20 protein-coding genes and 2 tRNA genes are annotated in these 26,163 nt (G+C 36.1%); 16 read left to right on the top strand and 6 right to left on the bottom strand.

What is annotated here, in order from left to right; translation table 11 throughout:
• Positions 1-46: 46 nt before the first annotated feature.
• The 12 genes from PXD56_RS16575 to PXD56_RS16630 all read left to right on the top strand — a co-directional run bounded on the left by PXD56_RS16575 (position 47) and on the right by PXD56_RS16630 (position 12,459).
• Positions 47-1,861 carry an acyl-CoA dehydrogenase family protein gene (locus PXD56_RS16575; protein WP_276494451.1) on the top strand — a complete coding sequence of 605 codons (1,815 nt, stop codon included), beginning with the start codon at positions 47-49 and terminating at the stop codon, positions 1,859-1,861.
• A gap of 105 nt (positions 1,862-1,966) precedes the next feature.
• Complete coding sequence (locus PXD56_RS16580; RefSeq protein ID WP_276494452.1) at positions 1,967-2,740, top strand: glucose 1-dehydrogenase; 774 nt, start codon at positions 1,967-1,969, stop codon at positions 2,738-2,740.
• A gap of 59 nt (positions 2,741-2,799) precedes the next feature.
• The gene (locus PXD56_RS16585) at positions 2,800-4,014 is read left to right on the top strand and encodes an acyl-CoA dehydrogenase family protein (protein ID WP_276494453.1); all 1,215 of its coding nucleotides are present in this window, start codon (positions 2,800-2,802) and stop codon (positions 4,012-4,014) included.
• Positions 4,015-4,073: 59 nt separating this feature from the next.
• Positions 4,074-5,141: a phosphotransferase family protein gene (locus PXD56_RS16590; RefSeq protein ID WP_276494454.1), complete on the top strand. Its 1,068-nt coding sequence runs from the start codon at positions 4,074-4,076 to the stop codon at positions 5,139-5,141.
• A 5-nt stretch (positions 5,142-5,146) separates the two neighbouring features.
• A complete protein-coding gene (locus PXD56_RS16595; RefSeq protein ID WP_276494455.1) occupies positions 5,147-5,530 on the top strand; it encodes a hypothetical protein in 384 nt (127 codons plus the stop codon).
• Positions 5,531-5,582: 52 nt separating this feature from the next.
• On the top strand, positions 5,583-6,338 hold the full coding sequence (locus tag PXD56_RS16600) for an SDR family NAD(P)-dependent oxidoreductase (protein ID WP_276494456.1): 756 nt from the start codon (positions 5,583-5,585) through the stop codon (positions 6,336-6,338).
• A gap of 4 nt (positions 6,339-6,342) precedes the next feature.
• The gene (locus PXD56_RS16605; RefSeq protein WP_276494457.1) at positions 6,343-7,113 is read left to right on the top strand and encodes an enoyl-CoA hydratase/isomerase family protein; all 771 of its coding nucleotides are present in this window, start codon (positions 6,343-6,345) and stop codon (positions 7,111-7,113) included.
• A 72-nt stretch (positions 7,114-7,185) separates the two neighbouring features.
• The gene (locus tag PXD56_RS16610) at positions 7,186-8,190 is read left to right on the top strand and encodes an NADP-dependent oxidoreductase (RefSeq protein ID WP_276494458.1); all 1,005 of its coding nucleotides are present in this window, start codon (positions 7,186-7,188) and stop codon (positions 8,188-8,190) included.
• A gap of 98 nt (positions 8,191-8,288) precedes the next feature.
• The gene (locus tag PXD56_RS16615) at positions 8,289-9,263 is read left to right on the top strand and encodes an NADPH:quinone oxidoreductase family protein (protein ID WP_276494459.1); all 975 of its coding nucleotides are present in this window, start codon (positions 8,289-8,291) and stop codon (positions 9,261-9,263) included.
• An 84-nt stretch (positions 9,264-9,347) separates the two neighbouring features.
• Complete coding sequence (locus PXD56_RS16620) at positions 9,348-10,085, top strand: SDR family NAD(P)-dependent oxidoreductase (protein ID WP_276494460.1); 738 nt, start codon at positions 9,348-9,350, stop codon at positions 10,083-10,085.
• A gap of 5 nt (positions 10,086-10,090) precedes the next feature.
• A complete protein-coding gene (locus PXD56_RS16625; RefSeq protein ID WP_276494461.1) occupies positions 10,091-10,555 on the top strand; it encodes a MaoC family dehydratase in 465 nt (154 codons plus the stop codon).
• Positions 10,556-10,635: 80 nt separating this feature from the next.
• Positions 10,636-12,459 carry an AMP-dependent synthetase/ligase gene (locus PXD56_RS16630; RefSeq protein WP_276494462.1) on the top strand — a complete coding sequence of 608 codons (1,824 nt, stop codon included), beginning with the start codon at positions 10,636-10,638 and terminating at the stop codon, positions 12,457-12,459.
• Between the two features lie 202 nt (positions 12,460-12,661).
• Here PXD56_RS16630 and PXD56_RS16635 read toward each other — a convergent pair.
• From PXD56_RS16635 to PXD56_RS16645, 3 genes are all read right to left on the bottom strand, one after another.
• A tRNA-Pro gene (locus tag PXD56_RS16635) sits at positions 12,662-12,736 on the bottom strand.
• 39 nt (positions 12,737-12,775) lie between these two features.
• Positions 12,776-12,864, bottom strand: a tRNA-Ser gene (locus tag PXD56_RS16640).
• 112 nt (positions 12,865-12,976) lie between these two features.
• Positions 12,977-15,013, bottom strand: coding sequence for an HD family phosphohydrolase (locus PXD56_RS16645; protein WP_276494463.1), 2,037 nt, complete (start codon positions 15,011-15,013; stop codon positions 12,977-12,979).
• Between the two features lie 120 nt (positions 15,014-15,133).
• Between PXD56_RS16645 and PXD56_RS16650 the strand changes: the two genes are divergently transcribed.
• Positions 15,134-16,309, top strand: coding sequence for an acetyl-CoA C-acyltransferase (locus PXD56_RS16650; protein ID WP_276494464.1), 1,176 nt, complete (start codon positions 15,134-15,136; stop codon positions 16,307-16,309).
• A gap of 17 nt (positions 16,310-16,326) precedes the next feature.
• Positions 16,327-17,079, top strand: a complete 753-nt coding sequence (locus PXD56_RS16655; RefSeq protein ID WP_276494465.1) for a C40 family peptidase — start codon at positions 16,327-16,329, stop codon at positions 17,077-17,079.
• Positions 17,080-17,126: 47 nt separating this feature from the next.
• On the opposite strand, the gene PXD56_RS16660 is transcribed toward PXD56_RS16655, so the two are convergent.
• Complete coding sequence (locus PXD56_RS16660; protein WP_276494466.1) at positions 17,127-18,389, bottom strand: tetratricopeptide repeat protein; 1,263 nt, start codon at positions 18,387-18,389, stop codon at positions 17,127-17,129.
• Positions 18,390-18,429: 40 nt separating this feature from the next.
• Positions 18,430-20,988: a DNA gyrase subunit A gene (gene gyrA / locus PXD56_RS16665; protein WP_276494467.1), complete on the bottom strand. Its 2,559-nt coding sequence runs from the start codon at positions 20,986-20,988 to the stop codon at positions 18,430-18,432.
• 259 nt (positions 20,989-21,247) lie between these two features.
• Here gyrA and PXD56_RS16670 point away from each other — a divergent pair, with 259 nt between their 5' ends.
• Positions 21,248-23,800, top strand: a complete 2,553-nt coding sequence (locus tag PXD56_RS16670) for an ATP-dependent Clp protease ATP-binding subunit (protein ID WP_276494468.1) — start codon at positions 21,248-21,250, stop codon at positions 23,798-23,800.
• 206 nt (positions 23,801-24,006) lie between these two features.
• Complete coding sequence (locus PXD56_RS16675) at positions 24,007-24,405, top strand: hypothetical protein (RefSeq protein ID WP_036155664.1); 399 nt, start codon at positions 24,007-24,009, stop codon at positions 24,403-24,405.
• A gap of 6 nt (positions 24,406-24,411) precedes the next feature.
• Here the strand turns inward: PXD56_RS16675 and PXD56_RS16680 are convergent, their stop codons facing one another.
• Positions 24,412-25,959 carry an NAD(P)H-hydrate dehydratase gene (locus tag PXD56_RS16680; RefSeq protein ID WP_276494469.1) on the bottom strand — a complete coding sequence of 516 codons (1,548 nt, stop codon included), beginning with the start codon at positions 25,957-25,959 and terminating at the stop codon, positions 24,412-24,414.
• Between the last annotated feature and the right edge of the window lie 204 nt (positions 25,960-26,163).

Genomic DNA, 26,163 nt, shown 5'->3' on the forward strand with positions numbered 1-26,163 from the left:
ATTAATTCTAAATTGTCGTACGATAAATTCAAAGACAAAATTAGATATGGCAAACCAATATGTAGATTTAGAAACCCTCAAATTTTTATTATATAAAGTACATAACGTGCAAGAAGTTCTTGATCAAGAACGATATGCGGAGTATGATAAAGAGTCTATAGAGATGCTCTTGAATTCTGTTAAGGATTTTTCCGATAAAGAATTATTTCCATATTTCAGAGAAATGGATGAGCAACCTGCACATTTTAAAGATGGCGAAATTGTTGTGCATCCTCAGGTAAATAAATACATGAAAGCCGCTGGTGAAATGGGCTTTATTTCTGGCTCTTTTTCTTATGAAGATGGTGGTATGCAATTACCGCAAATGGTATTGAACGCTTCTGCATTTATTCAAGAAGCAGCCAATAATCATTTACCAGGTTATGTTGGTCTTACAGTAGGTTCTGCCGAATTAATAACTCATTTTGCAAATAAGGAACTGAACGAAACCTATGTACCAAAAATGATGGAAGGAACTTGGGGCGGTACTATGTGTTTAACAGAACCACAAGCCGGTAGTTCATTATCTGATATTGTAACTTCTGCTACGCCAGATGGCGACTCTTATAAAATACACGGACAAAAGATATTTATCTCTGGAGGAGATTATACAGGTGCTAAAAACATTGTACACTTAGTTTTAGCAAGAATAAAAGGAGCTCCTGCAGGCACTAAAGGAATTTCGTTATTCGTAGTTCCTAAAAAGAGACCTACAGAAGATGGAGGTTTAACGCCCAATGATGTTACTACAGTAGCTGATTTCCAGAAAATGGGACAGCGAGGCTATTGTACCACACACTTGTTTTTTGGTGATAAAGAAGATTGTAAAGGTTGGTTAGTTGGCGAACCTCACCAAGGGCTTAAATATATGTTTTTAATGATGAACGGCGCCAGAATTGGTGTTGGTAGGGGTGGTGCAGCAATTGCTACGGCGGCTTACCATGCTTCTTTAAATTATGCAAATGAAAGACCTCAAGGGCGCAAGCTGACAAGTACCGGTAAAAAAGATGCCAATGAAGAGCAAACACTGATTATAAACCACCCAGATGTAAGAAGAATGTTGTTGCTACAAAAGGCAGTATCAGAAGGTTCTTTAAGTCTTATCTTTTTAGCGGCTAAATATCAAGATCTTTCATTATCAAGTACAACAGCAGAAGAAAGAGAAAAATATAGATTACTATTAGAAATTTTAACTCCCGTAGTTAAAACCTATCCTTCAGAAATGGGTAAAGCATCTGTAGATAATGGCGTACAAGTTTTAGGCGGGTACGGCTTCTGTTCAGATTATATATTACAACAATACCTGAGGGATATCAGAATTTTTGCATTGTACGAAGGTACAACGGGCATACAATCTCAAGATTTATTGGGTAGAAAAATAACTATGAACAATGGTAAAGCTCTACAGTTATTATCCGAAGAAATTAAAAACTCAATAAAAGCTAGTATGGCTCATAATTCCTTAGCTCCTTATGCTAAGAAATTAGCTTCTAAATTAGAATTAACACAAGAGGTATTACAATCGTTAATGGGCTTTGCCATGAAAGGTGATTACCAACGTTTCTTAGCCGATGCTACTCCGTTTATGGAATTTTTCAGTAACATTTTAATAGGTTGGTTATGGTTAGATTTAGCCAGAGAAGCACAAAATGCACTAGTAACCGGAACTAAAGACCATAGCACAGAATTCTACGAAAGTAAAATACATACCATGCAGTTTTACTTCAAATATGAGCTACCAAAAACTTCAGGACTAGCTGAAATATTAAAGAATAATAAGGAAGCCTTAACCATAGGCACCGATAAAGAAGTATTTGCATAATATACTGCACTAACCATTAACTTGAACGTAGGTAAAAAGGCATCTCATAAAGATGCCCTACTGCTGTCATTATTTAATTAAACAAGTAGCAACCAATAGTATAAAATGAGTATAAAACAAAAATTTGATGTTACAGGAAAAGTAGCGATTATAACAGGTTCTAGTAAAGGAATAGGACTCTCTATAGCAAAAGGATTAGCTGAAAACGGAGCAAAGGTGGTTATCAGCAGTAGAAAACAAGATGCTGTTGATGCTGTAGCAAAAGAGCTCCAAGAAGCTGGTTTTGAAGCCGTAGGCATAGCATGTCATATTGGTGATCCAGAGCAGTGCGAAGCTTTAATAAACAAGACCATAGAAAAATATGGCAGAATTGACATTTTGGTAAATAACGCGGCCATTAATCCATACTACGGACCCTTAGAAGCTTCTGACACAGAGGTTTTTGATAAAATAATGAACGTAAATGTAAAGGCGCCTTGGCTACTTTCAAATTTAGCCCACCCGCACATGAAGGCGCAAGGTGGTGGCAGTATTATCAATATTGCTTCTGTTGAAGGTATACACCCCGGTTTTAAACTTGGGCTATATAGTGTTACCAAATCAGCTTTAATAATGCTATCAAAAAATCAGGCAAAAGAATGGGGTCGACATGGTATTCGTTCTAATGCAGTATGTCCTGGCTTGGTAAAAACTAAACTAAGTGAAGCGCTTTGGTCAGATGATAAATTGGCTGCAGGTTATAAAGCGGTAGTACCATTGAAAAGAATTGCAGTACCAGATGAGTTAGCGGGAGTTGTAATGCTCCTAGCTTCAGATGCAGGTTCGTATATGACAGGTGGTACGTATGCCGTAGATGGCGGTTATTTAATCTCAGGATAAAAGTACTCAGTACTATGTATTAAGTTGAAAAAAGAAAAGCTAATAAGATAGAAAGCATTATGAATTTTGAACACAGTGAAAAAGCAATTGCATTACAGCAAAAAGTTCTAGCTTTTGTAAAAGAACACATACAACCTATAGAGAATGAAGTAGATGCTTTTCATCACAATCCGGAAAATGCCTGGAAAAAATGGCCAGGTTTAAAAGGCTTAAAACAAAAAGCAAAAGATGCGGGTTTATGGAATCTTTTTTTACCTAAAACATACGGAGAACTGAGCCCGGGATTAACAAATTTAGAATATGCCCCATTGGCAGAAATAATGGGTCGTACCATATGGGTTCCCGAAATATTTAATTGTAACGCCCCTGACACGGGAAACATGGAAGTGCTTGCTAAATACGGCACTCCCGCTCAGCAAAATCAATGGTTGAAGCCCTTGATGAATGGCGAAATACGTTCTGCTTTTTTAATGACAGAACCAGAAGTTGCATCTTCTGATGCTACAAATATTGAAACCTCTATTGTTGCCGATGGTGATGAGTATGTCATTAACGGCAGAAAATGGTGGTCATCTGGTGCTATGGACCCTAATTGCAAAATTAGTATTGTAATGGGAAAGACAGACTTTAACGCCCCAAGACACGAACAACAAAGCATGATTTTAGTTCCTATGGATACACCGGGTTTAAAAATCATAAGACACTTACCAGTTTTTGGTTATTCTGATTCTCCAGAAGGGCATGCCGAAATTTTACTGGAAAATGTTCGCGTTCCAAAAGAAAACCTATTGGTAGGTGAAGGACAAGGTTTTGCCATTGCCCAAGGTAGATTAGGACCTGGTAGAATTCATCATTGTATGCGCCTTATAGGTATGGCTCAAAGGTCTCTTGAAATTATGGCAGAGCGTACTACGAAACGGAAGCCTTTTGGCAGAACATTAGATACCTACAGTAGCATACGACAAGATATTGCCAGTTCTGCCTGTGAAATAGAACAAACACGATTGCTAGTACTTTCTGCTGCAGATAAAATGGACAGATTAGGTAACAAAGAGGCAAAAGATTTAATAGCTATGATAAAAATTGTCACCCCAAAAATGACCTTAAAAGTAATTGACAGAGCTATTCAGATTTTAGGTGGTATGGGTGTTAGCAACGACACTCCTCTAGCTCATTTTTATGCAGCTGCCAGAACACTTAGGTTGGCAGATGGCCCAGATGAAGTACACATGAGTCAGCTAGGTAAAAATGTTATTAAAAAATATGCCAAATAAATTCGGTAGACAATCAAAACTTTAAAGCTTCCCTCCTACTTGGGAAAGAAAATAGAAATATGAATATAAAACCAGTTAGAGAAGGTGAAGAATTACATCAAATCAATCTTAAGAATTTTCTTCTTGAGCACAATCTAATTGCAGATACTGAAAGCCAACTTCAAGTAGAACAATTTGCCAATGGCTTTTCTAATCTTACCTATCTTTTAAAAATTGAAAATAAGGAATACGTCTTGCGCCGTCCTCCATTTGCTGCCCCAAAACGTGGGCACGATATGAGCAGGGAGTACAAGGTTATATCAAATTTGAATTCTGTATTCGATAAAACTCCCAAAGCCTTTACATATACTGAAGAAACCACTATAGTAGGTGCTCCATTTTATATCATGAGCAAGGTAGAAGGTATTATCCTAACCGCTAGAGAAGCACACAAACGTCAAATTACCCCACCAGAATTCAAAACCATATCAAACACTTGGTTAGATACTTTTGTAGCTTTTCACGCAATAGATTATAAAGCAGCAGGATTAGAAACCTTGGGACGCCCAGAAGGTTATGTGGAGCGACAAGTAACCAATTGGAGCAAACAATATTTAGCTGCCGCAACAGATGATGTCCCTACCGCAGGAAAAGTAATGAAATGGATGGCAGAAAATCAGCCTAAAACCTACGATCACACTTTAATACACAATGATTTTAAATATGACAATGTGGTTTTTAAAGACAATAACTGGAAAGAAATTGCAGCAATTCTAGATTGGGAAATGTGTACCCTTGGAGACCCTCTAATGGATTTAGGTACCTCTCTAGGGTATTGGACAACGTATGCAGATCCAGATTTTATGAAACAGGGGCTACAATCACCGACGGTTATGAAAGGTAATCCCCTTCGTGCAGAGATTGTTCAACAATATGCATTGAAAAGTGGGCGAAATATAGATAACCTAATTTTTTATTATGCCTACGGCTTGTTCAAAATTGCAGTTATCGCCCAACAAATATATTATCGCTACAAACATGGGCATACGAACGACCCAAAGTTTGCCCATCTCAACAAAGCATCAGAGCTGTGTTGTAAAACGGCTTGGGAAGCAATTCAAAAAAAACGGATAGACAATTTATTTTAGAATATTTGAAAACAACATCACATAACAAAATTAACAAAGAACAATTAAGGGCTTTTGCACAATTACCTACAGACAAACCTGTGGTAATGATTAATCTGCTAAAGTTCAAAGACAGCGTTGAAGAAACCGGATTAACTGGAGCAGAATCATATAAAGTATATATGAAAGCTGCCATGCCGTATTTTCAAAAAGCGAATGCTGAAATTATTTATTTAGGAAAACCTCAACGAACATTAATAGGACCTGAAGATGAAGCTTTGTGGGATAAAATACTCATAGTAAAATACAATTCAACAGCTGATTTTTTAGGGATGATAAAAGCTGAAGGCTATCCCACACATTTAAGAGATCAATCTTTACAAGATTCAAGATTAATTCAGTGCGATTGAAAATTTGAGTTTTACAACAAGAACTTAGAACACCAAGGTTAAAATAAAATAGATGAATTTAAAAGATAAAGTAGTAATCATAACTGGTGCCGGAAGCGGTATTGGGGCTGCAGCGGCTAAACTTTTAGGTGAGCGCCAAGCAACAGTAGTAGTTTCAGATATCAATCTGGAAAATGCAGAAAAAGTTGCCGAAGAAATTAAAAATAATGGCGGCAAGGCATCCGCCCAAAAAACCGATGTTACAAAATTTAACGAGGTTGAACATTTAATTTCACAAACAGTCTCAAACTATGACCGTGTTGATGTAATTGTCAATAATGCCGGTATTGGTGGTAAACATCAATTAAAAACCGCAGAACATACCCATGACGATTGGCACAATGTAATAGCTGTAAACCAAACAGGTGTTTTTTACTGCATGCAGGCCGCTCTTAAACAAATGACAAAGCAAGGTCATGGCAATATAGTCAATGTAGCTTCTTTAGCCGGACTCAAAGCTTCTGGAAACAACCTCTCTTACAGTGCAAGTAAATTTGCAGTGGTGGGCATGACCAAATCGGCAGCTTTAGAATATGGCAGTAAAAACATACGCGTTAACGCGGTGTGCCCTGGTTATACTCATTCTGCACTATTAGATCAATTACTAGGAGCCAGACCTGATATGGGAGATTTACTGAAAAGATTAATACCTATGAAAAGATTTGGTGAAGCCAATGAAATTGCAGAAGGTATTTGCTTTTTAGCTTCTGACAATTCTAAATTCATGACAGGACAAACATTAACATTAGACGGAGGAACATCCTTATAAAATTATGAAGACATTAGAAATTACATATAAAGATGAGTACGCTATAGTACAAATGAATCGTGGCAAAGTAAATGCCATTAATGCAGAAATGGTTTCAGAAATGAGAGAAATCTTCAAATCTATAGCTGCAAATGACCAGGTAAAAGGTGTGATACTTTCTGGTCAACCTCATTATTTTTCAGCAGGTTTAGACTTGATTGAACTTTTTCAATACGACAAAAATCAAATTAGCGATTTCTTCTCTGCCTTTGGTAGTCTGTATTTAGAGCTGGTACAATTTGAAAAACCTTTTATTTCTGCGATAACCGGTTATTCTCCTGCTGGCGGATGTGTATTGGCAGTTGCCAGTGATAATCGTTACATGGCAGATGGCGAGAAATATGTTATAGGTCTCAACGAGGTTGCCGTAAATATTCAAATTAGTCAAAACCTGACAGAAGTATATGCTTTTTGGATGGGTGATGGTTTGGCAAGCAAATATATTCTAGAAGGTAAATTACTGACTGGTAAAGAAGCAGTATCTGCCGGCTTGGTAGATGAATTAGTTCCATTTGAAGATGTTTTGGGTCGTGCTGAAAAACAAATGCGACTTTACATGAAAGCAGACCAGAAAATTTGGAGAAATACCAAAGCGAAAATTAGAAAGCATCTGCTTGAAAAATTAGATGTAAATGGTAAAAACTCTCTAAAAGAAGCAGCAGAACTCTGGTGGAAACCAGAAATTCGATCAAAAATGAAAGCCTACGTAGAAAGTTTTTCCAGCAAGAAAAAATAATACGCAACTAACTAAAATAAAAGCAAATCGGGTGCTGTCACAGTATCGGAATGATTATAAAATAACGAACTTATGAACAAACAATTATTATTTGTAAAAAGACCAACAGGTGATGCTGATGCTTCTACATGGTCATTAGTATCTAACCCTATTCCTAAAATAAAAGAAGGAGAAGTTTTAATTCAGCAGCATTATGTATCACTAGATCCAGCAATGCGTGGTTGGATGAACGAAGCAAAATCTTATATACCGCCTATGGAAATTAACTCCGTAATGAGAGCGGGTTCAGTTGGCCAAGTGATAGAAGCTAACAACCATCCTACTTTTAAGGTCGGTGATTATGTAGCAGGTTATGCAGGTGTACAACAATACATTGCCACAAATGCAGATGGGTATTATAAGGTAGACCCAAAACTAGCACCATTGCCAACATATATTGGCACTTTAGGCATGCCGGGCATGACAGCATATTTTGGTATTACAGAGGTAGGCAAACTAAAAGAAGGTGATATTGTTCTAGTTTCAGGTGCAGCAGGTGCCGTTGGTAGCATTGTTGGTCAGGTCGCTAAAATTAAAGGTTGCAAGGTTGTAGGTATTGCAGGTGGAGCGGATAAATGCAAATACGTTGTTGATGAATTGGGTTTTGATGCTTGTATAGATTACAAAAATGAAAATGTTAAACAACGATTAAAAGAAGAATGCCCTAAAGGTTTAGATATTTACTTTGACAATGTAGGTGGTGAAATTCTAGATCTTGCTTTAGGTAGGTTGCGTATGAATGCCAGAATTGTTATTTGCGGAGCTATCTCTCAATACAACAACAAAACCGCAATAAAAGGACCTAGTAACTATCTATCATTATTAGTAAACAGAGCAAGTATGACCGGTATGGTTGTCTTTGACTATGCGGATAGATATGCTGAAGGAGCAAAAATTTTAGGTGGCTGGATGGCTCAAGGAAAATTAAAAAGCAAAGAGGACATCTACGAGGGAATTGAAAATTTCCCGGAAACTTATAGCCGTCTTTTCTCTGGTGAGAAAATGGGGAAATTGGTATTAAAAATAATAGAAGAATAAATAATAAAATACAAGGGCAAATACAAAAATCAAATTCAGAAGTACAAAAACTGAAATTTGAATTTGTATTTGAGTTTGACTTTTGAATTTTAATAAGTATGAAAGCAATACGGTGTAAAAAATTTGGTCCACCTTCTTCATTAGTATTGGAAGATGTGGAGCATTTAAGTCCAAAGGCAAAAGAAGTTTTAGTAGAAGTAAAAGCATGTGGCTTAAATTTCCCCGATACCTTAATCATTCAAGGACTGTATCAGTTTAAACCAGAATTACCTTTTACCCCTGGTAGTGATGTAGCCGGTATCGTCAAAGAAGTTGGTGAGGGAGTTTCTCATTTAAAAGTGGGGCAAGAAGTATTTGGCTTTGTAGCTCATGGCGGCTTGGCCGAAGAAGTTCTAATACCTTCTAACGCATGCTTTCCAAAGCCACCTCAAATGGATTTTCCTATTGCCGCTTCATTCTTGATGGCCTACGGTACATCATATCATGCATTAAAAGACAGAGGTAATCTGGCCGAAGGTGAAACACTTTTAGTTTTAGGCGCCTCAGGTGGTGTAGGCTTGGCAGCCGTTGAATTAGGCAAACTAATGGGAGCCAAAGTTATTGCAGCTGCTTCCACTGATGATAAGTTGGCCCTTTGTAAAGAATATGGTGCAGATGAATTAATAAATTATACTGTTCAAGACCTCAAAACTTCTATAAAGGAGTTGACAGACGGCAAAGGTGCCGATGTCATATATGACCCTGTTGGCGGAACCTATTCAGAAGCGGCATTTAGAGGCATAGCCAGAAATGGCAGGTATTTAGTAGTAGGCTTTGCCGCTGGCGATATTCCTAAAATTCCATTAAATCTTCCACTATTGAAAGAAGCCGCAATCGTAGGTGTTTTCTGGGGTGCTTTTGCCATGAAAGGTGCCAAGACCAATATGGAAAACACAATGACTTTAATGAAATGGCATGCTGAAGGAAAACTTAAACCACATATTCACGCCATTTACAACTTGGAAGATACCGCCAAGGCACTTGAAGAAATGACCGATAGAAAGGTGAAAGGTAAATTGATTGTTAAAACCTAAAACACAAAGTACAAAAGCCAAAAAGCATTTTCAACATAACAACCCTACTAACAAAAAAAATTAACAACAACGAAATAGAACATCATGAGATTAAAAAACAAAATAGCAGTAGTAACAGGCGGTTCTAGAGGTATAGGGCAAGCCATATCAGAACTTTTTGCAAAAGAAGGTGCAACCGTAATTATAGTTGATTTATTGCCTGCAGGGCAAACCGTAGCAGATGGTATTAACGCTAGTGGTGGTAAAGCAGAATTTCATGCGGTCTCCGTTACTGACAAAACGGCTATTGAAAGTCTTTTTGCATCTGTAAACGAAAAGTATGGAAAACTGGATATTTTAATAAATAATGCAGGAATTACAAGAGACAAGACGCTTGAAAAAATGAGCGAGGAAGAATTTGATTCTGTTGTAAACGTAAATCTAAAAGGTGTCTTTTTGTGTACCCAAGCCGCAGCACCTTATATGAAAGCCAACAAATATGGAAGAATAGTTAGTGCAGCGTCTAATGTTGGCTTACGAGGAAATTTTGGTCAAACCAATTATGCCGCTACAAAAGCAGGTGTTATTGCAATGTCAAAAACATGGACTATGGAACTGGGTAAACACGGTATCACCGCCAACGCAATTGCCCCAGGTTTCACCATGACAGATATGGTTGCCAAAATACCAAAAGAGCATTTTGCAGCAATTGAAGCAAGTATACCCTTAAAAACCGTTGCACAGCCCATTGATATTGCTTATGGATATTTATACTTGGCATCAGACGAAGCTAGGTTTGTTTCAGGAATGTGTTTAACAATAGATGGTGGAACTTCAAGATAAATAACATGGCAAAATTAGAAATAGCTGATTTTAAGGCATTTAGAGCACTAGAAGGCGAACCATTACCAGAGGGCGATTGGATGACGGTAAACCAAGAAATGATCAACGATTTTGCCAAAGCAACCGGAGACCATCAATGGATTCATGTAGATGTTGAAAAAGCAACCAAATACTCCCCATTTAAAAAACCTGTTGCGCATGGTTTTATGTCGGTATCCATGCTCTCAAAATTATTAGAACATCTTATTTCGGTAAAGTCAGTTACAATGGGCGTTAATTACGGATTGAACAAAGTTCGGTTTCCAAGTCCCGTTTTAGTTGATAGCCGTCTTCGATTAGTAAGCGGTATTGCCAAGATTGAAGAATATGGCGATACCGGTTTAAAGGTAACGTGGAACTGTACCGTTGAAATTGAAGGTTCAGAAAAACCGGCCTGTGTAGCAGAATTTATTAGTCTTATGTTCTCGTAAGACCTTAATACAGAAAGTTATGTAAATAAAATCTCTTGTAAAATTTTCGTATTTTAAACTAGCAAAAACAAACAGAAGCAATGACCAGACTCTTTGACCTTTTATACCATCAACTTGAAAATTATCCATTAGAAAATTCCATAAATGGTCGAGATGCCTCTGGAAAATGGAAATCATATAGTTCGCAAGAAGTAAAAGAAACTGCGGAAAATATGGCATCAGGATTATTGAACCTTGGTCTAAAACCCGGTGATAAAGTTGCTATAGTAGTATATAAAAATAGACCAGAATGGATGATATTAGATTTTGCCATGCAAATGGCAGGTATTATAAGCATTCCCTTATACCCTACCATTAGTGTTGGCGAGTATGAGTATATTTTAAACGAAGCCGAGGTAAAAGTAGCTTTTTGCGGTAACGGTGATCTGTACAGTAAATTAAATGCTTCGCGCCAGAACGTAACAACTCTAGAGCACATTTACACCCTCGACAAACAATCTGACATTCCGTACTGGGAAGATATATTTGATAATTCTCATATGGCTGAAATTGAAACCATTAAAAGTGGAGTCACAAATGAAGATCTAGCCACCATTATTTACACCTCTGGTACCACAGGAAACCCTAAAGGAGTTATGTTATCGCACAAAAATATAATGCATATAGTTTTGAACACTTCTCCCCATTTACAAGCTAAGTCAGGTGACAATGTGCTGAGCTTTTTACCATTGTGTCATATCTATGAACGCTCTGTTTCTTTTGTTTACTATTACAAAAGCGCAAAAATATTCTTTGCTGGCACTGATAATCTAAGTGGTCCTGAGGGCGACTTAGCCGCTGTTCAACCAGCAACATTTACTACCGTTCCTAGATTGTTAGAAAAAATTTATGAAGCTATTTACAACAAAGGCTTGGCTCTAGATGGCACAAAAAAGAAACTATTCTTTTGGGCACTGGCTTTGACCGATAATTACGAACTAAATCAAAAACTATCGTTTGTCACCAAACTAAAGTGGAAAATTGCAGATAAATTAATCTTTTCTAAATGGCGTGATGCCCTTGGAGGAAATGTAAAGGCTGTGGTTACAGGAGCTGCACCCTGCCCGGTTAAAGTTATGCGTGTATTTTGTGCAGCTGGCATTCCTATTCGTGAAGGATATGGACTTACAGAAACTTCACCAACATTAAGCGTAAATACTATGGAACCAGACGGAGCAATGCTAGGTTCCGCAGGTCCGCTTATTGACGGCGTAGAAATAATAATAGACCAAGAAGGTGGAGACTATAGGGAAGGCGAAGGTGAGATCTTAGCGCATGGACCCAATGTTATGATGGGTTATTATAAAAAACCAGAAGTAAATGCTCAGGTCTTTTGTGAGAAAGATGGTAAAAGATTTTTTAGAACTGGTGATATTGGCACGTTAGTAAAAGGAGATACGGGTAGAGAATTCTTAAAAATTACAGATAGAAAGAAAGAATTACTTAAAACTTCTGGTGGTAAATATGTAGCACCGGCACCAATTGAAAATAGAATTAAAGAAGAGTTTTTGGTAGAACAAATGATGGTTATCGGTGATAAGCAAAAATTTGTTTCCGCATTGATAGTTCCTGCAGAAGAAGCATTGAAAAGTTATTGCAATAAAAAGGATATTCCTTGGACCAGTTTAGATGAAATAACAAAGCACCCCAAGGTACTAAAGAGATACCAAAAAATAATTGACAGATACAATCCTGAATTCAGTCATGTAGAACAAATTAAAAAGTTTAAACTAATAGCTCGTGAATGGTTACCTGTACATGCGGATGGCGCAGCTGCAGAATTAACCCCTACCCTTAAATTAAAGCGTAGAGTTATAAGAGAGAAATTCAGCACTGAAATTATGGATATCTACGCTGAACAATAGAAAACAGAATGAAAATCTTTTTCTAAACCTTTACCATAAGCTTCATTGAATAATCAATACCGGTATAATTTGAGCTTTTATCGGTCTATATTTATCCAGTTCTAGCCCATATACGGGTTTATTCTACAAATACTATACACTAACCACCTAAAATGAAAAAACCCTCGTAAATCATTTGATTTACGAGGGTAATTAAAATTAGTCGGGGTGGCAGGATTCGAACCTGCGACCTCCGCGTCCCAAACGCGGCGCGATAACCGGGCTACGCTACACCCCGAATTGGTTATCAAAAAATATGTCTCTCAACATATTGTTGCGGAGAGACAGGGATTCGAACCCTGGGTAAATGTTTCCACCTACGACGATTTAGCAAACCGCTCCTTTCGGCCACTCAGGCACCTCTCCAGTAATTCTTCAATGAACTGTTGCTCTAAATAGCGGATGCAAATGTAGTAAGTATTACTGATTATACACAACTATTTTTAATGTTTTTTTTCAATAAAAAAATACATCCCTGTTACTCAGGATATTCCACTCGCAAATGATAAATATTTATCAGCTTTTGTTTGAATATTTTCTTGATTGTTTCAATTTCCTTGAACGTAATGTCTGCATTCAAAAATTGATTTGCTTTCATTTGACCCGAGATTATTTTATCAACAAACTCATCAATAATCAAAAAAGTAGGGTTCTTTAAACTTTTTGATGCCGCTTCCACTGAATCTGCCATCATTAATATTGCTGTCTCTCTAGAAAATGGCAATGGACCAGGATATCTAAAATCCTCTTCATTTACATTTTCTTCTAATTCTTTCTGTTTCTTATAAAAATAATAGACCAAAGTAGTACCATGGTGAGAACGTATAAAATCAATTACACGATCAGGTATATTGTTTTTTCTTGCTATCTCAATACCTTTAATCACATGATCTATAATAATACGCGCACTGTCTTTAGGACTTAGCTCATCGTGCGGATTAACATTGGTAACTTGGTTCTCCGTAAAATATGTAGGATCGTTCATTTTACCGATATCATGGTATAGCGCCCCTACCCTAACCAACATTGCATTTGCTCCAATTTCATTAGCAGCGGCTTCAGCTAAATTGGCAACCTGTAACGAATGATGAAAAGTTCCCGGAGCCCTATTAGATAATTCCTTCAAAAGCTTAGAATTGGTATCCGAAAGCTCTAACAAGGAAACATCTGACACTAATCCAAAAACTTTTTCATAGATATATATTAATGGTTGTACAAAGAGGGTAATCATACCATTTAATAGAAAAAGCCCCAAAGTAAACCATTCAATATCGCTCAAATCACCTTCATGAATGGTATGAAAAGCTAAATAACCTATAATATAAATCAATGTTATTTGACCAACACTGACAAAAAGATTTGCTCTTTTATACAGTTCAGATACAGTCAATATTGTAACGATACCAGTAATAATCTGTAGAAATATATACTCAAAGCTATTGGGCACCACAAAACCTAAAATCAGTATTGTAAGCACATGTACGAACAACCCTAACCTTGCATCAAAAAATGTTTTTAAAATTAAAGGTAGTATGCATAAAGGCACTACAAATACCAATTGGTCATTATACTTTATAACCATGGTAGTTATAAATACCATTAAAAGAATATTGAAAAATATAAAGGTGACCTTTACATTATTATCATATACCGTTCTTCTATATTTTTTTAAAAACAAGAAAAGCATAACAAGCACTAGAGCAACTAATACGGTATACCCTATAAGTATATAATAATAGTTATTCGCAGTCCATAGCTCAGATTCATACTCAGACTTTAACGACTCTAATATTTTAAGATTTTCTGCCTCTACGACCTCTCCTTTGGCAATTATTAATCGTCCTTGATCTACAGTTCCTCTTGTATATGATAATTTCGACAATGCTTCTGCCCTAGCTTTTTGGGTAAGGCTATTATCAAAACTCACATTAGGTGCAATAATATCGAAAAACAAAGCCTGTATTTCTTTCTCAAATGCAGATAAATTATTTTCAGCAAGTACTTTACCAACCAAACTATTAATTTCATTTACCCTATAGAAATCTGAAACCCTAACTTTTCTAGCTTCATTATCCTTCACTAAAAAAATAAAACTACGCTGAACCTGCTTGCCATTATTCTGCAAAATACCCTTGGCGTAAACAGAATCTAACACAATTTTCGAAAAGTATTTTAAGCGCGATTTTTGATTCTCACCAAGTACGCTACCACCCCATTTATCTTCAAACTTTTGCTCAAATTCATTTAAAACACCACTAACCTCAGCCTGATCATACCTATAATACGGTAATTGATTATTTTCAATTACTTGTTTTTCCTTTTCTATTTCTGCTTCAGTTTTTTGAATGGAGAAATCAAAGGGAGCGTACAGGTTTTCAAATTGCCAAGGCTTCCCTTTTTGAAATTCATATTTAAACTTCCCTCCCTTAGGTAAGAAAAACACAATAAATGCAACCGCTACAAAGTAGAGTATATACTTGTAAATGAGTGATTGCTGCTTGTAAAAATTATCCAAAAGAAAATTGTATTAGGTTCTCCAAAAATAGAAAATAATAAACTGATAACCGGTAATTGAATCGATATCCCTTGGGTTGCTATAGAATTTAGTAATTTCGTGTAACTAAATATGCAAAACATGAAAGAAGTCGTTATCGTATCAGCCGTAAGAACTCCAATAGGTAGTTTCATGGGTGGATTATCAACAGTTCCTGCTCCAAAATTAGGGGCAATTGCTATTGAAGGCGCATTAAAAAAAATCAACTTATCTCCTACATTAGTAGATGAAGTAATAATGGGAAATGTAGTGCAAGCCGGTACAGGTCAAGCACCTGCCAGACAAGCTGCTATATTTGCCGGTATACCAAATACCGTACCCTGCACAACTATCAATAAAGTTTGTGCCTCTGGTATGAAATCAGTAATGCAAGGTGCGCAGGCAATTGCTTTAGGAGATGCAGACATCATCGTTGCAGGTGGAATGGAAAACATGAGCCTAATACCGCATTATGTTCACATGAGAACCGGCACAAAATTTGGACCTACCTCTTTAATTGACGGTATGCAAAAAGACGGTCTTGTAGATGCGTATGATGAAAATGCAATGGGGGTTTGTGCAGATGCATGTGCTACAGAATATGAATTTAGCAGAGAGGACCAAGATGCTTATGCCATACAATCATACAAAAGATCGGCAGATGCCTGGGAAAACGGAAAATTTGATAATGAAGTTATACCAGTAGCCGTACCACAGAGACGCGGCGAACCCAAAATGGTTACTAAAGATGAGGAATTTAGTAATGTTTTTATTGAGAAAATACCGAATTTAAGACCTGCATTTTCTAAAGACGGAACGGTTACCGCTGCCAATGCTTCTACTATTAATGATGGTGCCGCGGCATTAATTTTAATGAGTAAAGAAAAAGCAGTAGAACTAAATTTAGAACCACTAGCTATTATTAAAAGTTATGCAGATGCAGCTCATGAGCCTGAGTGGTTTACTACAGCTCCTGCTAAGGCTCTACCAAAAGCTTTGGCAAAATCTAATCTAAAACTAGAAGAAATAGACTTCTTTGAATTTAACGAAGCTTTCTCTGTGGTTGGTCTTGCCAACATGAAATTATTAGGTTTAAATGATAATAATGTCAATGTAAACGGTGGCGCTGTCTCTTTAGGACACCCTTTAGGATGTTCTGGCGCAAGAATTCTAATTACACTGTTAAACGTTTTGGAACAAAATAATGCTAAACTAGGTGCTGCCGCAATATGCAATGGTGGTGGCGGTGCTTCGGCAATTATTATTGAAAAAGCCTAAGCACATAAATTAGTCATATGCAATACGGTATTTGTCAATTAAGCGTTGTTCCTGTAAAAAATAATCCAGACGAGGTATCTGAACTGATCACACAACTTTTGTTTGGTGAACATTACAAGGTATTGGAATGCAGGAAGAATTGGTCTAGAATAAAGACTATTATTGATAAATGCGAAGGTTGGATAATGAACAGCCAACTGGTTTTTATTCAGGAAGAAGAATTTAACGCCATTCAAGCAAATAAAAAACCAAAGCATGTTACCGAATTAGTATCTTTTGTTGAAGATTCCAATAAAATATTAACACCAATTTTAATAGGTTCTTGCATACCAGATACCCCATCATTACCTTTTAATTTTGATGGTAATTTTAACGGCGAAATTAATTCAAAAGATAACCTAATCAAAACGGCCTTGCTTTATTTGAATTCCCCTGAATTAAAAGGAGGTAAATCTCCTTTTGGAATTGATAGTGCAGGTTTTTCACAAATGGTATACAAGATAAATGGATACCAACTTTTAAGAACTGCACAAAGCCAATCTACACAGGGTACTGCGTTAAGTTTTGTTGAAGAAAGTGAAGCTGGAGATTTAGCTTTTTTTGATAATGTACATGGAGAAATTGACCATGTAGGCATTATTATGGAAAACAATTATGTTATTCATGTGAACGGAAAAGTAAGAATTGACCGATTAGATCACACAGGCATATTCAACAACGACCTAAGAACATACACCCACCAATTACGGGTTATTAAAAAGATAGTATAAAAAAAGGCCTTATTTAGGGCCTTTTAATTTTATTGGTGAGTTTATAATTACTCTCCTAACATCTTCTTCATCTTCGTGAAGTTTTCAGTATCACCCATTGCTCCGTAAATATTCTTAAGCTGAGTCATTATATTTTCATTTTCAGGATTGTTCTTCAACGCATCTTCCAATACATCTGCACCTTGCTTGAACAAACCATCTTTCTTTTCTTTTAACTCATCATATCTTGCAATATCAGCTCTTGAGTTTCCTAAAGAATTCATTTCATCAATTAGCTTGTTACCTTCGTTTACATACGTAGTAGAAAGATTTAAATAAGCATTGGTATACTCAGGATTAAGCTCAATTGCTTTTTTATAGGATACACGAGCATCCTCATAATTCCCTTGTTCCATGCTTATAACACCAACGTTGTAGTGTAAATCTGGATTATCAGGAGCCAATGCAATTGCTTGAGCCATTAATTCTTTAAACTTATCCTTATTTCCTTGATTGAAATATAAGTTTGCTTCGTTCAAAATAAGATTTACATCTTCTGGATCATTCTTTCTTGCCTCTTGATAAGCCTCTAAAGCTTTCTCATCTTGACCTAATTGTGTGTAGATCAATGCAGTATTTTTAACGATCTCAGCTTTTTTAGATGGAGTCTTCTCATCTACAGGATTAGAATAAGTACCTGATTTTACCATAAGGTCACGTTGAACCTTATCCATTTCCTCTACTTCACCTGAAGCAGCATTGGTTGCCTTATAAATCATACCACCACCGTCATAACCAACTTCTTGAAGCTTGTTATAATAGTCTAAAGCCATTTCATAATGTCCACCATTTACAGCACTACCTGCAGCATAGTATAAGTATGAAGTATCTTTTGGACTAAGCGTGTAGCTCATGTACAATTTCTCAGCAGCTTCTTTAAACTTGTTGTTACCGTTATCGCTAACAGCAGAGTTTACAAGATCTGCAGTTAATGCAGCCATGTACTGGTTAGTTTCAGAAGTATATTTTTGCTTACCTGAAGCCTCTTCTATTTCTACAACTTTCTTAAAAGAAGATGCCGCTTTTTCAAACGCATCATTATTTCCTTTCTTAGCCAAGTCATTGTATATCTTACCTCTTGTAAAATAATATTGCGCCTGCGTCTTTTCATCTGCAGCGGCAATGGTACCTGAAGCAGCTTCTAAAGCTGTTTGTGCAGTAGCTGAATCACCAGCTTTCAATGCCTTTTCAGCAGCTTTTATTTCATTCTTCTGAGCAAAACCGACCATTGTAAATGTCAGTGCCGCTACAAGTAATAATCTATTCTTCATTTTTAATATATTAATTATTAGTGTTTACTTTTAAATAATGTTACTCTTCAGTTTCAGAATTATCGGTGTCTGTACTTTCTTTGGAATCAGAATTATCAATCTCCGTGCCATCTTCTGCATTTACCTCAATATCAAGTATTTCAGATTCTTCAAGATCATCTTCATCTTTCATAACCTTTGCAACTGCAGCAATAGAATCGTTACCTTTAATATTTATCAATCTAACACCTTGTGTTGCTCTACCCATTACACGTAAATCCTCTACGCTCATACGAATAGCAATTCCAGATTTATTGATTATCATTAAGTCATCAGAATCGGTAACGTTTTTAATAGCTACCAGTCCACCCGTTTTATCGGTCACACTAATAGTCTTAACCCCTTTTCCTCCTCTGTTGGTAACTCTATAATCATCAATACTAGATCGCTTACCATAACCTTTTTCAGAAACAACTAATATCTCATCTTCAAAATTATGAACAGAAACCATACCGATTACCTCATCTTCATCATTTGCCAAAGTAATACCACGAACCCCAGAAGCATTTCTACCCATTGGTCTTGTCTTACTTTCTTCAAAACGAATTGCTTTACCAGATTTAAGTCCTAAGAAAATCTCACTTGAACCTGTAGTTAATTTAGCTTCTAACAATTCATCACCGTCACGCACGGTAATGGCATTAATACCATTTTGACGTGGTCTTGAATATTGTTCTAAAGATGTCTTCTTAACAACACCTTTCTTTGTAGCCATTATAACATAATGGGCATTTATATATTCTTCATCCTTTAAATCTTGAGTACAAATGAATGCTTTTACACTATCATCTTGCTCAATATTTATAAGGTTCTGAATTGCACGTCCTTTTGATGTTCTACTTCCTTCCGGAATTTCAAATACACGCATCCAGAAACATTTACCCTTCTGGGTAAAGAATAACATATATTGGTGATTGGTACCTACAAACAAATGTTCTAAGAAATCTTCATTTCTTGTAGAAGATGCTTTTTGACCAACCCCTCCTCTATTTTGTGTCTTGTATTCCGTTAACGGAGTTCTCTTAATATAACCTGCATGAGAAATGGTAATTACCACTTGCTCATCTGGAATCATATCTTCCATACTAAGATCACCACCTGCAACATTAATTACAGACCTTCTTTCATCTCCGTACTTGTCTTTAATTTCAAGAAGTTCATCTTTGATGATAGACATTCTACGCTCTTTCTTATCAAGAATATCTTTTAAATCTGCAATAAGAAGCATAATTTCATCATACTCCGTTCTTAACTTATCTTGCTCTAGACCAGTTAGTTGACGAAGTCTCATTTCTACAATTGCCTTCGCTTGAATTTCACTTAACTTGAAACGTTCAATTAAGTTTGTTCTTGCTTCATCAGCATTTTTAGAAGCTCTTATGATAGCAATTACCTCATCAATATTATCTGATGCAATAATTAACCCTTCTAAGATATGAGCACGATCTTCAGCTTTCTTTAATTCGAACTGCGTACGTCTAACCACAACTTCATGTCTATGCTCAACGAAATAATGAATCATTTCCTTGACATTTAACAACTGTGGTCTTCCATTAACCAAAGCAATGTTGTTAACGCTAAAAGATGTTTGCAATGCCGTATACTTAAACAGCATATTCAAAACAATATTAGGAATAGCATCTCTCTTTAAGATGTAAACGATACGCATACCGTTACGGTCAGATTCATCTCTAATATTAGCTATACCTTCTAGCTTCTTATCATTAACAAGATCGGCAGTTTTCTTGATCATGTCCGCCTTATTGACCTGGTAAGGAATTTCAGTAACAACGATACATTCACGACCTTGAACTTCTTCAAAAGTTGCTTTTGCACGCATTTTTACACGTCCTCTACCTGTATGAAAAGCCTCTTTTACACCATCATAGCCATAAATAGTTCCTCCAGTAGGAAAATCTGGCGCTTTAATATGTGTTATAAGCTCATCTATCTCAATATCGTTATTATCAATATATGCAACCGTACCGTCTATAACTTCAGACAAATTGTGTGGTGGCATATTGGTAGCCATACCTACAGCAATACCAGATGCACCGTTCACCAACAAACTTGGAACCCTTGTTGGCAGTACCGTTGGTTCTTTTAAAGAGTCATCAAAATTTAATTGATAATCTACGGTCTCCTTTTCTATGTCAATAAGCATATCGTCTGCAATCTTACGCATACGGGCTTCCGTATAACGCATTGCCGCAGGGCTATCACCATCAACAGAACCAAAGTTACCTTGACCATCTACCAACATGTAACGCAAACTCCATTCCTGAGCCATACGAACCATGGCATCATATACCGAAGTATCACCATGCGGGTGGTACTTACCTAAAACTTCACCAACAATACGTGCAGATTTTTTATGTGAGCTATTACTTCTAACTCCTAATTCATGCATTCCGAAAAGAACTCTTCTGTGTACGGGTTTTAATCCATCCCTGACATCTGGCAGGGCTCGTGACACAATGACCGACATTGAGTAATCAATGTAGGCAGATTTCATTTCCTCTTCAATATTAATGGGAATCAATTTTTCACCGTCAGCCATTTTAAAATCTTCTGTTTTTTAATTAGTAAAAAAGCATGCCAATATACTTAAATCCTGAGCGTTTTAAGAATAAGTGGATTTAATAATATTATTTTTTATTAACACTTGGCATAGTTATGTTAATTTTTACTTTATATCAGGATTTAGACACTATTAAAGCTGCATTTAATGGGTTTTACAATAACTTTAACGATTATAGGTACGGTATTTGCCATTGATTGAATCATATTTAGTAATTTTATAGTAGATAATATAGTATATGGATGATAATTTTTCCCCAAGAGTTAAGGATGTAATTGCTTATAGCAAGGAGGAAGCATTGCGACTTGGTCACGATTTTATCGGTACCGAGCACCTCATGCTAGGGCTTCTTAGAGATGGAAACGGGAAGGCTATAAGCATTTTAGATGCTTTAGAAGTTGATCTTGAACACCTACGTAGAAAAGTAGAAATACTTAGTCCCTCTAACCCTAACGCCAGTGGCGTACAAAAAGATAAAAAGAATTTACACTTAACAAGGCAGGCAGAACGTGCATTGAAAACTACATTTCTAGAAGCTAAACTTTTTCAAAGTTCTTCTATTAATACAGCGCACCTTTTACTTTGTATTCTTAGAAATGAAAATGACCCTACTACGAAACTTTTACATAAATTAAAAGTGGACTATGACGGAGTTAAGGAACAATTTAAGTTTATGATAACAAGTGACGACGATATGGTAGATGGCCCAACGGCCGAATCTTTTCCTAGTGACTCTGAAGAAACGAACGAAGGTAAAGAAAGTACTTTTGGCGCTTCTTCTAGTCAAAAAGGCTCCAAAAAATCTAAAACCCCGGTATTAGACAATTTTGGTAGGGACCTTACCCAAATGGCCGAGGAGAATAAACTAGACCCTGTTGTTGGTAGAGAAAAAGAAATAGAAAGGGTTTCTCAAATTCTTAGTAGAAGAAAAAAGAACAACCCATTGCTTATAGGTGAGCCAGGTGTTGGTAAAAGTGCCATTGCAGAAGGACTTGCCCTAAGAATAATCGACAAAAAAGTTTCTAGAATTCTTTATAACAAAAGAGTTGTTACCCTTGATCTTGCTTCTTTGGTTGCCGGTACAAAATACCGTGGACAGTTTGAAGAGCGAATGAAAGCGGTTATGAACGAACTTGAAAAGAATGATGACGTCATTTTGTTCATTGATGAAATTCATACTATTGTTGGTGCAGGTGGAGCTACCGGAAGTTTAGATGCTTCCAATATGTTTAAACCAGCATTGGCTAGAGGTGAAATTCAATGTATAGGTGCCACTACCCTTGATGAATACAGACAGTATATTGAAAAGGACGGTGCACTAGAAAGACGTTTTCAAAAAGTTATTGTTGAACCAACTTCTGTTGATGAGACAATTGAAATTCTTCATAACATAAAAGGTAAGTACGAAGATCACCATAATGTAACTTATACTGACGAAGCTATTGAAGCTTGTGTTAAGTTGACAAATAGATACATGACAGATCGTTTTTTACCGGACAAAGCTATTGATGCTTTAGATGAAGCTGGTTCTCGTGTACATATTGTAAATATGGATGTTCCAAAACAAATTCTTGAATTAGAAAAGAAATTGGAAGATGTTCGCGAACTTAAGAACAGCGTTGTCAAAAAGCAGAAATATGAAGAAGCTGCAAAGTTACGTGATGACGAGAAAAGTCTAGAAAAGGAACTTTCCATAGCTCAAGAGCGCTGGGAAGATGATAGTAAGCTTAACAAAGAAACTGTTAGCGAAGACAATGTTGCAGATGTAGTTTCTATGATGAGCGGAATTCCCGTTAATAGAATTGCACAAACAGAGAGCAATAAATTAGCAGGATTACCAGAGCTTATTAAATCTAACGTTATTGGTCAAGATGATGCGGTTGCAAAGGTTTCTAAAGCTATACAACGTAACAGAGCCGGACTTAAAGATCCTAACAAGCCAATTGGCTCGTTTATATTCTTAGGTCAAACAGGTGTTGGTAAAACACAGTTGGCAAAAGTTTTGGCAAAAGAACTTTTTGATTCTGAAGACGCACTTATTCGTATAGATATGAGTGAGTATATGGAGAAGTTTGCCATTTCTAGATTAGTTGGTGCACCTCCAGGATACGTAGGTTACGAGGAAGGCGGTCAATTGACTGAAAAAGTTAGAAGAAAACCTTACTCTGTAATTCTTTTAGATGAAGTTGAAAAAGCGCATCCAGATGTATTCAACATGCTTTTGCAAGTTTTAGATGATGGTTTCCTAACAGATAGTCTTGGTCGTAAAATTGATTTTAGAAATACCATTATTATAATGACTTCTAATATTGGCGCTAGACAATTAAAAGATTTTGGACAAGGTGTTGGTTTTGGTACCTCTGCCAAAAAGTCACAAGAAGATGCACACCAAAAAGGTGTTATTGAAAATGCTTTGAAAAAAGCCTTTGCTCCTGAATTCTTAAATAGAATTGATGATGTAATCGTTTTTAACGCTCTAGAAAGAGAAGATATTCATAAGATTATTGATATTGAGTTAGCGAAGTTGTTCAAGAGAATCAAAGATATTGGTTACCACTTGAACCTTACGGACGAAGCTAAAGATTATATCGCAGAGAAAGGCTTTGACAAACAGTATGGAGCTAGACCGCTTAAAAGAGCTATTCAAAAATATATTGAAGATGCACTTGCAGAGGAAATAGTGAATTCTAAGCTTAAAGAAGGAGATATTATTTATATCGATCTTGATAAGAAAAGTGAAGAATTAACCATTAAAATTGAAAAAGCAGAGGAAGAATCACCTAAAACATAGGTATTCTCACTTTACTACTATATAAAAAAGGAGCCCTTTGTAGGGCTCCTTTTTCGTATAATTCAATTTCAATTGTAAGAATACAAATACACTGAACAGTAGGCATACGCAGTATGAACGATATTTTAGCGTTTAAACTAAAAATTTACCTAGAAAATGTAGTTCATTATACTTTCGCTTCAGACACACTATATAATAATATAAGAATGAAGTTAGGATCTACCAAGAAAAAGGTAATCGTGCGGGAGTACGAATTAGAAACCGGAAAAATTCAAGTTTATGATAATTACATGGTATCAATCTTTGACGAGGGAGCTACATTAACTTTAGAGAGAGCATATCAAATTATTGGTATATCTGAAATTCATTTTAGGGACAGAAACTTTGGCTTTATAAGTTTACGCAAAAATTCTTTTGCCATTGACCCGACCATATACAACTATCTTAAGCAATTAGACAACCTTAAAGCTTTTGCAATTGTCTCTGTAAAAGAGATAGACATGCATAACTTTAAGATTGAAAAACTGTTTTATAAAAAACCTATGAAGTTTTTTATAGAATTTGATAATGCTTTAAAATGGGTAAAAAGAAGAGTTAATTCTTAAACCAAATCAATTTTGTTGATTCTCCTCTTCAACTACAGGTTGTTCAGGCATTTTAAATAAATCTAAATATGCTCCAGCCATATTATCAATGAGGTGAGATGCTGTTAAAGATTGAAATCCTGTAGATTCTACAGCAATATCACCAGCTCTGCCATGCAAGTAGACCCCAAATATTGCCGCATCTAAGGCAGGATAACCCTGAGCTCTTAGCCCCGTAATTACACCTGTTAAGACATCACCACTTCCTGCGGTAGCCATACCAGGGTTTCCAGTTGTATTTACATAACCCTTATCATTCTTCACAACAATAGTATGCGCTCCTTTAACAACAACTATACACTTATATTTTTTAGAAAATTTCTTGACCTTATCTAATTTTTCAAAGTCATCTTTCCAATTTCCAATTAACCGCTCTAACTCTTTTGGATGCGGAGTTAAAATGGAATCTTCTGGTAATTCTTTTAACAACTCTTTATTCTGAGAAAGAATATTAAGAGCATCAGCATCTATTACTAATGGCAACTTATTACTTTTTAAGAAACTAGATAAAGCAATTACCGTATCCTCACTAGTACCAATACCAACCCCTACTCCAATAACTGATGGCTTTATATCAAACTTTATATCGGTAAGTTCATTTTCATCGGCATCTGTTAAAACCATAACTTCTGGCAAAGAAGTTTGCAAAATATTATATCCTATTTTAGGCACATAAGATGTTACAAGACCACTACCTGAATAAAGTGCTGCTTTAGACGAAAGACATACCGAACCCATTTTACCATAACTACCGCCAATTATCAATGAATGCCCGTAAGTACCTTTGTGTCCATATTTTTCACGCGGTCTATACAAGGTAAGAACTTCATTTTTACCTATTAATTCATAATTGGTTTCTGTATCTCTTAAATATTCCGGGTCTAGTCCTATATCCAACACTTCCCATTGATCTATAAACTTGCCTGTTTCAGGAAGAAAGAATACCAACTTGGGAGTTTGAAAACTTAAGACATAATTTGACTTGATTATAGATTCGAAATCCTCAGGACCTTCATCGGTAAACAATCCTGACGGAATATCAACAGAAAGAATAAATGCTTCAGAACTATTTAAATGTTGAATTACTTTTTTAACCCAGGCATCTGGTGTTCTATTCAATCCAATTCCAAAAATACCATCTACTATAACATCTTCTCTTCCTATTACCGGTAGCTCATCATCACAATTCATAAAATGAGGCCAAACCTTACGATCCTTTAATCTGTCTAAATTTATTAGAAAATCTTTAGATCGCTTTTCGCTATAATTGATAACATATACTTCTAAATTATATCCATGATCAACAAGATGCCTTGCTAGAGCAATGCCATCTCCCCCATTATTACCAATACCACAGAATAAATGTATTTTAACAGGAGCTCCTTGCATGCGTAAATGCATCCAATTAAAGAGTTGTAAAGCCGCACGTTCCATTAGCTCATTACTTTCTATCTCTTCTTTTTTAATGGAAATCTGATCTGCTTTATAAATCTGTTTTGCACTATATAATTTCATTCTTTCTTGTATTTATATCTAAAAAATAACTATTCCGTAAAAAATTGTGGAATGATTTGTTTAAGTTATCAAATGTACTACTTTTGATTTTCAACCATTAGTATTTATGGACTGCTATAAAACAGACATAACATTCGATTTCACTTCAGCTACTATTACTTATGGTACAACTACGGCATGTTTCACCCTTAGGGGTTAAATACT

The sequence above is a fragment of the Maribacter zhoushanensis genome, assembly GCF_029350975.1.
Classification (GTDB): domain Bacteria; phylum Bacteroidota; class Bacteroidia; order Flavobacteriales; family Flavobacteriaceae; genus Maribacter; species Maribacter zhoushanensis.